This is a genomic window from Rhodoplanes sp. Z2-YC6860 (genome assembly GCF_001579845.1).
In the GTDB taxonomy this organism is placed as follows: Bacteria; Pseudomonadota; Alphaproteobacteria; order Rhizobiales; family Xanthobacteraceae; genus Z2-YC6860.
Genome location: NZ_CP007440.1, coordinates 6,357,418 through 6,366,696, shown reverse-complemented (window position 1 = coordinate 6,366,696; position 9,279 = coordinate 6,357,418). Strand labels below are relative to the sequence as shown.

At 63.8% G+C, this 9,279-nt stretch carries 7 protein-coding genes; 4 read left to right on the top strand and 3 right to left on the bottom strand.

The window, feature by feature from the left end:
* Nucleotides 1-8 precede the first annotated feature (8 nt).
* The gene (locus tag RHPLAN_RS29785; RefSeq protein WP_237179937.1) at nt 9-1,973 is read right to left on the bottom strand and encodes an alpha-1,4-glucan--maltose-1-phosphate maltosyltransferase; all 1,965 of its coding nucleotides are present in this window, start codon (nt 1,971-1,973) and stop codon (nt 9-11) included.
* Nucleotides 1,974-2,174: 201 nt separating this feature from the next.
* Here RHPLAN_RS29785 and malQ point away from each other — a divergent pair, with 201 nt between their 5' ends.
* Nucleotides 2,175-3,920 (top strand): 4-alpha-glucanotransferase, encoded by a 1,746-nt coding sequence (malQ, locus tag RHPLAN_RS29780; protein WP_068026058.1) that lies wholly within the window; start codon nt 2,175-2,177, stop codon nt 3,918-3,920.
* Here the strand turns inward: malQ and RHPLAN_RS29775 are convergent.
* Together RHPLAN_RS29775 and RHPLAN_RS29770 are read right to left on the bottom strand one after the other, a co-directional pair.
* Nucleotides 3,915-6,380, bottom strand: coding sequence for a glycogen/starch/alpha-glucan phosphorylase (locus RHPLAN_RS29775; protein ID WP_068026056.1), 2,466 nt, complete (start codon nt 6,378-6,380; stop codon nt 3,915-3,917). The two genes, malQ and RHPLAN_RS29775, sit on opposite strands and share 6 nt — an antisense overlap.
* Nucleotides 6,381-6,463: 83 nt before the next feature.
* On the bottom strand, nt 6,464-6,847 hold the full coding sequence (locus RHPLAN_RS29770) for a hypothetical protein (protein ID WP_157100579.1): 384 nt from the start codon (nt 6,845-6,847) through the stop codon (nt 6,464-6,466).
* Nucleotides 6,848-7,110: 263 nt separating this feature from the next.
* Here RHPLAN_RS29770 and RHPLAN_RS29765 point away from each other — a divergent pair, with 263 nt between their 5' ends.
* From RHPLAN_RS29765 to RHPLAN_RS29755, 3 genes are all read left to right on the top strand, one after another.
* Complete coding sequence (locus tag RHPLAN_RS29765) at nt 7,111-7,299, top strand: hypothetical protein (RefSeq protein WP_068026048.1); 189 nt, start codon at nt 7,111-7,113, stop codon at nt 7,297-7,299.
* Between the two features lie 252 nt (nt 7,300-7,551).
* Nucleotides 7,552-8,181, top strand: coding sequence for a TetR/AcrR family transcriptional regulator (locus RHPLAN_RS29760; protein WP_068026045.1), 630 nt, complete (start codon nt 7,552-7,554; stop codon nt 8,179-8,181).
* Entirely contained in the window at nt 8,178-9,272 is a 1,095-nt protein-coding gene (locus tag RHPLAN_RS29755; RefSeq protein WP_068026044.1) for an efflux RND transporter periplasmic adaptor subunit, read from the top strand. The genes RHPLAN_RS29760 and RHPLAN_RS29755 overlap by 4 nt, the downstream gene beginning before the upstream one ends.
* The last annotated feature ends 7 nt before the right edge of the window (nt 9,273-9,279 follow it).

The following is a 9,279-nucleotide window of genomic DNA, read 5'->3' as shown; positions in this document are numbered from 1 at the left end:
ACACGCTCTCAAATTTCACAGCGGAACAGCAGCGCGGGATCGGCGGCCGGGTCCATGGTGAGCCTGACGCCGCCCCATTCCAGCGCGTGCCGTTCGCCGGTGACGAGGTTGACGATCGATCGCACCGGATGCCGGTCGTCCGGCTGGCCGATGGTGATGTCGCCGAAGTGAAACCAGAGGCTCCGCGGGCCTTGGCCGGAGAGCGCAATCGCGCAAGCGACCGCATTGTCGTGCTTGACCGATTCCTTGACGAAGCCGATCACCTCGCCATCGTCGACCTGGGCAAAGCGCAGATCGGCGGTCTGCAGCAGCGCGGGGTTCTCGCGGCGGATGCGGTTGAGCCGTGTGATGTAGTCCTTGATATTGCCGGGCCGGTTCCAGTCGCGGAATTTCAGTTCGTATTTCTCGGAGTTGATGTACTCCTCGCGCCCCGGAATCGGCTCGTGTTCCAGAAGCTCGTAGCCGCTGTACATGCCGTAGTTCGACGACAGCGTCAGCGCGAGCGCGAAGCGCGATTTGAACATCCAGGGCTCACCCTTCTGCAGGTGCACCGGCAGGATGTCCGGCGTGTTGACGAAGAAGTTCGGCCGGAAGTAGTCACGCTCGGGATAGCGCGTCAGTTCGCTCAGATACTGCTCGAACTCCCACTTGTGGGTGCGCCATGTAAAATAAGTGTAGGACTGCGTGAAGCCGAGTTTCGCGAGCCCCTTCATGATCTTCGGCCGCGAGAAGGCTTCCGCCAGGAACAGCACGTCGGGATCGCGCTCCTGCACTTCATGGATGAGCCATTCCCAGAATGGGAACGGTTTGGTGTGCGGATTATCGACGCGGAAGATTTTCACGCCCTTTTCGACCCAGAACAGCACCACGTCGCGCAACGCCTGCCACAGCGCGACGCGGTCAGCGCAGTAGAAATCCACGTTGACGATGTCTTCGTATTTCTTCGGCGGATTTTCGGCGTATTTGATGCTGCCATCGGGCCGTTTCTTGAACCATTCGGGATGCTGTTTCAGCCACGGATGGTCAGGCGCGCACTGGATGGCAAAATCGAGCGCCACCTCCATGTTGTGCTGACGGCACGCTGCGACGAATCTCTCGAAGTCGTCGAAGGTGCCGAGCTGCGGATGGATCGCGTCGTGGCCGCCTTCGGCGCTGCCGATCGCGTAGGGACTGCCGGGATCGTTCGGAGCGGCCTTCAGCGAATTGTTGCGGCCCTTGCGGTTGATCTGGCCGATCGGGTGGATCGGCGTCAGATAAACGACGTCGAAACCCATCGCGGCGATCTCGGGCAATCGTGCCATCGCATCGCCGAACGTGCCGTGGCGGCCCGGTACGGGCGACTGGCTCCGCGGCATCAACTCGTACCAGGCACTGGCACGTGCCCTATCGCGCTCGACTGTGACTGGAATCGACAGACTCCGGATCATGTCGCTCCGCGGGTCGCCGGCGGCGACCGCCTCCGCCAGCTCGTCGTCAAGCAACAACGCGACGTTACGCGTGCGATCGAAATCGCGCTTGACGTTGTTGATAATGCGCTTGGCGTTGGCATCGGTCGGTCGCAGGTCTTCGAGCAGTTCGCGGCCTTCCAGAGCGTCGACCGAAATGTCCTGCCCGGCGTCCCGCTTCAGAATGAGTCCGTGCCGCCAGGTGGCAAACTGATCGGTCCACGCCTCGATCTCGAACAGATACCGGCCCGGCTCTGGCGGCGTGAAGCTTCCGCGCCAACGGTCGTTGCTGTGGAACGCCATTCGGGTGCGCTGCCACACCGGGCCGTTCTCATTGCGCCAGAGCAACTCCGCGGCGAGCTGGTCATGGCCCTCGCGCAGGATGTCGGCCCAGACCTCGATGGGCTCACCCGCGATCCGCTTCAGCGGATAGCGGCCACCGTCGATGCTCGGATAGACGTCCTCGACAAGAAAACGCGGCCCGGTCGGATCGTTGGGCGCCAGTTCAGGCAAATGGGGGACCGTCACCGTGCGATGATGGGATGCAGCAAGCGGATGGGATGCAGTAAGCGTCCGCGTCACGTCGTCACCGCTGGGGCTGGAAATGGATCGACGCCCGGTCAACGGCCCGGGAACCGGATTGGTTCCCTTTAATTCCATATGGAACAGCTAAGGCCATATCGGGTTTTGCCCGTTCAGAACTGCACTCCTGAAGCGCTGCATAACCCTATGGAAAATCTGCCGGAGCTGGCGGCCCATTGGGGCGTCGAAACCTCCTATTTCGACGTTCAGGGCGGCCGCCATGAGGCCAGCCCCGAGGTGCTGCGGCGCGTGATCGCAGCGCTCCAAAAATCGCAATCCAAGCCAGCGGTTTATCCCGATACCGGCGTTCTTGCGGAGCCAGCCTTCCAGGGTGACGGCCGGCGCGTCTGGATTCTGGCGGTGCAGCTTTACGGCGTGCGCTCGGCCCGCAACTGGGGCCATGGCGATTTCACCGATCTGGCGGCGCTGCTCGAGATCGTCGCCAAGGTTGGCGGCGCGGGCGTCGGGCTCAACCCACTGCACGCGCTGTTCTACGACCGTTCCGCCATTGGCAGCCCGTATTCGCCGAGCAGCCGGCTGTTCATCAATCCGCTCTACATCGACGTGACACGAGCGCCAGGGTTCAAGCCGCGCCAGATCGAAGGCTTCGCCAGCGAGATCGAGCGGCTGCGAGCTGGCGAACTCGTGGATTATCTCGCGGTCGCGAAGCTGAAGCTCGCCGCGCTGCACATCGCCTGCCGCGATTTCTTCACGCTGCGCGATGCCAGCGCCAAAGCCGACTTCGAAGCGTTTCGCCGCGAAGGCGGCCGCGAGCTCGCGATGTTCGCGGCCTTCGAGACGCTGCGCAGCATGCACGCCGGCCACTGGCCGGACTGGCCGGACGAATGGCGCGTGCCCAGCGACGAGATCGTCGACCACTTGCGTCAAAGCCATGCCGGCGACTTTGCGTTCCACGAATATCTGCAATGGGTTGCGGATCGCCAGCTCGCAGATTGCCGCGATGTCGCCAAGCATCACGGCATGCCGGTCGGGCTTTATCTCGACACCGCGATCGGTGTCGATGGCTCAGGCGCCGACGCCTGGATGGCGCAACGCGCGGTGCTGCAGGACCTTTCGGTCGGCGCGCCGCCCGATCAGTACAATCCCGCGGGGCAGGACTGGGGACTCACGGCCTACAATCCGCACGGGCTGATCGCGAGCAAGTTCGAGCCGTTCCGAAGGATGTTGCGCGCCGCCATGCGGTATGCCGGCGCGATCCGGATCGACCACGTGCTCGGCCTGATGCGATTGTTCGTCATTCCGCACGGGCTTGGCGCCGCCGATGGCGTGTATCTGCGCGGGCCGTTCTTTTCGATGCTCAAGGTCGTCTCGGAGGAGAGCCACCGTTTCCGCTGTGCGGTGATCGGCGAAGATCTTGGCACGGTACCGGAGGGCTTCCGGACCACGCTCGCGTCCTGGGGCCTGTGGTCCTATCTCGTGATGCTATTCGAACGGAACTGGGACGGCTCGTTCCGTCCGCCGTCCGAATATCCCGACATGGCGATTGCCACATTGAACACGCACGATCTGCCAACCTTCGTCGGCTGGATGAGCGGCCATGACCTGCAGCACAAGCGTTCGATCGGCGTCGATCCGGGCGAAAGCGACGAAGAGCGCCACCGTTCACGCGAGGCTCTGAAGCGAGCGATCGAAGGTGAGGGGCTCGAAGGCGTGGTGCGCTTTCTTGCCCGTACGCCGACACGGCTCGTGTCGGTCTCCATCGAAGACATTCTCGATGTGCGCGATCAGATCAATATGCCGGGCACGGTCACGCAGTATCCGAACTGGCGCCGGCGCTGGCCGCTCACGCTCGAAGCGCTCGCCTCCGAACCGCGCCTCGAGCGCATCGCCGCAGTGCTCGAGGAGGCCGGCCGCGCCGCGCGCCGCTCATGACTCCACGACCGGCACCGACCAGATCTCACTGGCGTATTCCCGGATTGCGCGATCCGACGAGAACCAGCCCATCCTCGACGTGTTGAGGATGCTCGACCGCCACCAGCCGGGCTGCACGAACGCCAGGTCGACCTTGCGTTGCGCGTCCCAATAGGCGTCGAAGTCGGCCGCCACCATGAAATGATCGTAGCCGAGCAATGCCTGAGCGATCGGCTTGAAGCGGTCCGGCTGATCCGGCGAGAACACGCCGTCATCGATCGATTTGATGGCTTCCATCAGCCGCGGAGAGGCCGCCTGCCGGCCTGTGAAATGGGCCCGGCGGCGGTCGTCGATCTCTTCCGCGGTGAGCCCGAAGATGAAGATGTTGTCCGCGCCGACCTCGTTGCGAATCTCGATATTGGCACCGTCGAGCGTGCCGATGGTCAGTGCGCCGTTCAGCGCAAGCTTCATGTTGCCGGTGCCGGACGCTTCCATGCCGGCGGTCGAGATCTGCTCGGAGAGGTCCGAGCCCGGGATGATGCATTGGGCGAGGCTCACGCTGTAGTTCGGCATGAACACGACCTTGAGCTTGTCGCCGACCAGCGGATCGTTGTTGATCACCTGGCCGACGTCGCCCGCGAGCTTGATGATCAGCTTGGCGCGTTCGTAGCTCGCGGCGGCCTTGCCGGCGAACAGCTTGACCCGCGGCACCCAGCTCCGCTCGGGCTCCCTGCGGATCGCGAGATAGACCGCGACGGCTTCGAGGATGTTGAGGAGCTGTCGCTTGTATTCATGGATGCGCTTGATCTGCACGTCGAACAGCGCGGTCGGATCGACGCGGACGCCGGTGAGCTGGTGGATGCGGCCGGCCAGCGCCTGCTTGTTTCTGCGACGCTGCGCCTTGTATTCCTCGACGAACCCGGCATCGTCGCAAAAGCCTTTCAGCCGAAGGAGTTCGGCCGGATCGTCGAGCACCCGCTCCCCGAGCGTGTTCACCAGCAAGGCCGTGAGCGACGGGTTGGCTTCGTAGAGCCAGCGGCGGAAGGTGATGCCGTTGGTGACATTGACGATGCGGCCTGGAGCGGCGCGGTTGAGATCGCGGAACACCGTCTTCTGCATCAGGTCAGTGTGCAACGCCGAGACACCATTGATGCGGTGCGAGCCGACGAAAGCGAGGTGCCCCATGCGGACACGCTTCTCATGCCCTTCCTGGATCAGTGAGATCGAGGCGAGCATGCCGGGCTCGACAAAGCCCTTGGCGCTGGCATCGTCGAGATGCGCCTTGTTGATCAGATAGATGATCTGCATGTGCCGCGGCAAAAGCCGGTTGAGCAGCGGCACCGGCCAGCTCTCCAGCGCCTCGGGAAGGAGCGTGTGATTGGTGTAGCTCAGCGTGCCCTTGGTGATGCGCCAGGCCTCGTCCCACGCATGTTCGTGCTCGTCCACCAGAATGCGCATCAACTCCGCCACCGCGATGGCCGGATGGGTGTCGTTGAGCTGGATCGCCGCATGGTCCGGCAGCGACGTGAGGTCGCCATGCTGCTCCAAATGCCGCCGGGTGATGTCCTGCAGCGATGCGGAGGTGAAGAAATACTCCTGCCGCAGCCGCAGCTCCTGTCCGGCGGCCGTGGCATCGCTCGGATAGAGCACGCGCGAGATCGCCTCGACCTGCGCACGCGGCGCGGTGGCGCCCACGAGGTCGCCTTCGTTGAACGCCGCAAGTTGCACCGGCGTGGTGGCGCGCGCCGACCACAGCCTCAGAGTATTCACGTGGCGGCCGCGCCAGCCGGCGATCGGCGTGTCATAGGCCACTGCGAGCACACGCTCGTCCGGATACCACAGCCCGCGCGCCGTACCGTTGCCGTGACCGTCGCCGACATATTCGACGCTGCCGCCGAAGCAGATCGAATATTCGGTATCGGTGCGTTCGAACTCCCACGGATTGCCGAGCGACAGCCAACGCTCCGGCAACTCGTTCTGCCAGCCGTCGCGGATCTGCTGCACGAACAGGCCGTTCTCGTAGCGGATGCCGTAGCCATAGGCCGGCACGGCGAGCGCCGCCATGCTGTCCATGTAGCAGGCTGCCAGTCGCCCCAAACCGCCGTTGCCGAGCGCAGCGTCCGGTTCGAGCTTGCGCAACTGATCGATGTCGACGTCGAGATCGGCCAGCGCTGCGCGGGCGACATTCAACAGCCGCATATTGATCAGCGCGTCGAACAAAAGCTGCCCGAGCAGGTATTCGATAGAGAGATAGTAGACTCTCTTGCGGCCCTCGGCGTCGGGGCGCTGACCGGTCTTCAGCCAACGCGCGACGATGCGGTCGCGCAACGCCAGCGCGGTTGCCATATACCAGTCGTTGAGGCTCGCGACGTCGGGAGTCTTGCCGAACGAGTAGGCGAGTTTGTCCAGCACCGCTGCGCGAAACGCGGCGATATCGGCGCTCTCGGCAGGATGCGAGAGAACATTCGACGGTTTCGGCATTCCCAGTCCGGCATGAGGGCACGCAACCCATGTCAAACTTTAAGTCATCCAAAAAGTTCCGCCGTGCCCCGGGGCAGAATTTCTCAAATCCCGCCGTCTCCTGGGAAGAAACAGGTCTCCTTGCCCGAATAGATGAACAGTGTGGGCTGGCCGCCAGGCGCGTGGCGCCCCCAATGGATCACGTCATTGGGAATGCGGCGCCAGTGGTCGCCGTCGAGCCAATACCACTCGTCCCCGCTATTGGTTCGACTGACGTTGAATTTCGTCTTCACGACATCGGCGTGATCGCAGCATTTCTTGAATGGGAAACGGACCTTCGCAGCCTCAGTGAGTTCGGCGTTGCGATACCAGTCCTGCACCTCGGGTGGATTGTCGGCATATTCCGGCTTCCAGGTGGCTTGCGCCTGTGACGCAAGGGCGATTGCGACAACACAACCAAGAACACGACAAACAATACGAACGCGCATGCTTGCCTCCGTGCCGACAGGGCGCCCCGCTTCTGCGTTCGCGCGGGGCCGCGGGGCGGCGCTTCTTCAGGCTTCAGGCTTCAGGCTTCAGGCTTCAGGCTTCAGGCTTCAGGCGCTCACCATCCGGCGGCGTGACAATGGTGGGTGTGTGCATTTGTTCCTGCATCGGAAGCCGATTGGTGCATTGCTGTCACGCTGCACCAAACGCACAGGAACCGCGTGATTTCAGGCCTGTTTTCTCCGTAACCAGAGCGAGGCATGCGATGAGCGAGTCAGCAAACCGACAGAGCGACAGCGCGCGGGGCAGTGATCAGCAAAAGCCGGCTTCGGCCGATCGCCGTGGCGGCTCGTCTGCCGACAAGAGCAAGGCGGGAGAGGCGGGAGAGCAGGCGCAGAAGGAAGCAGCGCTCACGCAGCAGCAGTCTCCCGGCGAACCAGCGGGCGGTGAATAAGGCGGCTTTGGAGACCGCGTTCCGACTCAGTCCCCAGCCGCATTGCGCAGCGGAAAGTTCCAAAGATGGGCGGCGCGAACGTTTCGGCTGGCTGACGGTACCAGGGCGCTCAACGCATCTAAGATGTTGATCTTTATTGGGTAAATCCGGGTCGGCGTGGCGGCAACTCGCCGCAGCCTGAGACTGCTTGACTGCGAGGGGGCGCCGTGAGAATGAACGTTCATTCTCACAATTGTGCATCGCAACATTTCTATGAGCCAGCCCAAACTCCAGCGGCAATCCGACCGCCGGGACGACATCCTTGAGGCGGCGGGACGCTGCTTCGTGCGTTCGGGCTTCCACCAGACCTCGATGCAGGAGATCTGCGCCGAGGCTGGCATGAGCGCAGGCAACCTCTACCGCTACTTCCCTTCGAAGGAAGCGATCATCTCCGCCATTGCCGAGCGTGACCGCGCCGAGCTGGCGCAGGACTTCGCCCGCGCCGATCTCTCGCAGGGCCTGTTCGCGGTGATCGAAGGCATGATGCGTCACCACTTCAGCGTTCGCCCGGTGGAGGAGGTGCTGCTCTGCACCGAGGTGATGGCGGAGGCGCGGCACAATCCCGAGATCGCGCGCATCTCCCGTTCGTTCGACACCGACGTGCGCAAGTGGCTGCTCGACATGTTCCGCGCCGCAGCTGAGCAGGGCGACATTCCCAAGGATGCCGACTTCGAGCGCGCCGTCGACATGCTGATGCTGATCGCCGACGGCATGTGGTGGCGGAGAGCGCTCGATCCGAACGTCAAAGCCGACACAATGATTCCGGTGTTCATGGATGTGGCGCGGCATCTGCTGCGCAGCCGCTCGCAGGATGCGCGAGCCGCGGGGGGAAATTCACAATGAAAGCAAGCCGTATCACTGCGCTGGGCCTCGTCGCCGCGGCCGCGCTGTGGATCGCTTCCGGACATCTCATCCCGCATGAGTCGACGGAAAGCCGCGCCGCGCTGCAAGGCCCCGCGACCGATGCGCCGAAGAAATTCCGCGTCGGCGTGGTCGAGACCAAGCTCGCCTCGCACAGCCGCAAGTTCGTGCTGTCCGGCCGCACCGAAGCCGACAAGAAGGTCGTGATCTTCGCGCGGACCAACGGCGTCCTGCAGGAGCTGAATGTCCGCCGCGGCTCGCGCGTGAAAAAGGGCGACGTGCTTGCCGTTCTCGCGGTCGAGGACCGCGCCGCGATGGTGATGCAGGCCAAGGCCACGCTCGAGCAGAAGCGCATCGAACTCGAGGCCAAACGGCGGCTGCTCGCCACCAATGCCGTGCCGAAAATCGATTTCGACACGCTCGCGGCGCAGGTCAAGGTTGCCGAAGCCGCGGTTGCGACCGCGGAGGCTGAGCGCGACCGCAGCGTCATCACCGCGCCGTGGGATGGTGTCGTCACCGAAACGTCCGAGGTCGGAACCGCGGCGTTCTCGTTCACCGGCAAAGAGATCATCAAGATGGTCGGGCTCGATCCCGTGCTTGCTCTGGTCGAGGTGTCGGAGCGCAATGCCGCACGGGTCAAGGTCGGCACCATGGCCGATGTGCGGCTCGCCAACGGCCTCACCCGGCAGGGGCGCATCCGCTATGTCTCGCCGTCGGCGAGCGACGGCACGCGCACCTATCGGGTCGAAGTCGAGATCGAGAATCCGGATTATCTCATTCCCGATGGCATCACCGCCGAGGTGACGATCCCGCTCGCGCCGGTCGAGGCCTCGCGCGTGCCGCGCTCGGCGCTGACATTCTCGTCGGCGGGCGATCTCGGCGTGCGCTTCGTCGACCAGGACGGCAAGGTCGGCTTCCTTGCCACGTCGATCATCGAGGACGATCAGGCTTTCATGTGGGTGGCCGGCGTGCCGGACGGCGCGCGTGTCATCGTGCAGGGCCAGGATTTCGTGCGCGAGGGCGTTGCGGTCGAGCCGGTCGACGTCGCGCCCGAAAAGTCGGCGCAGCGCTGAGCCGTCG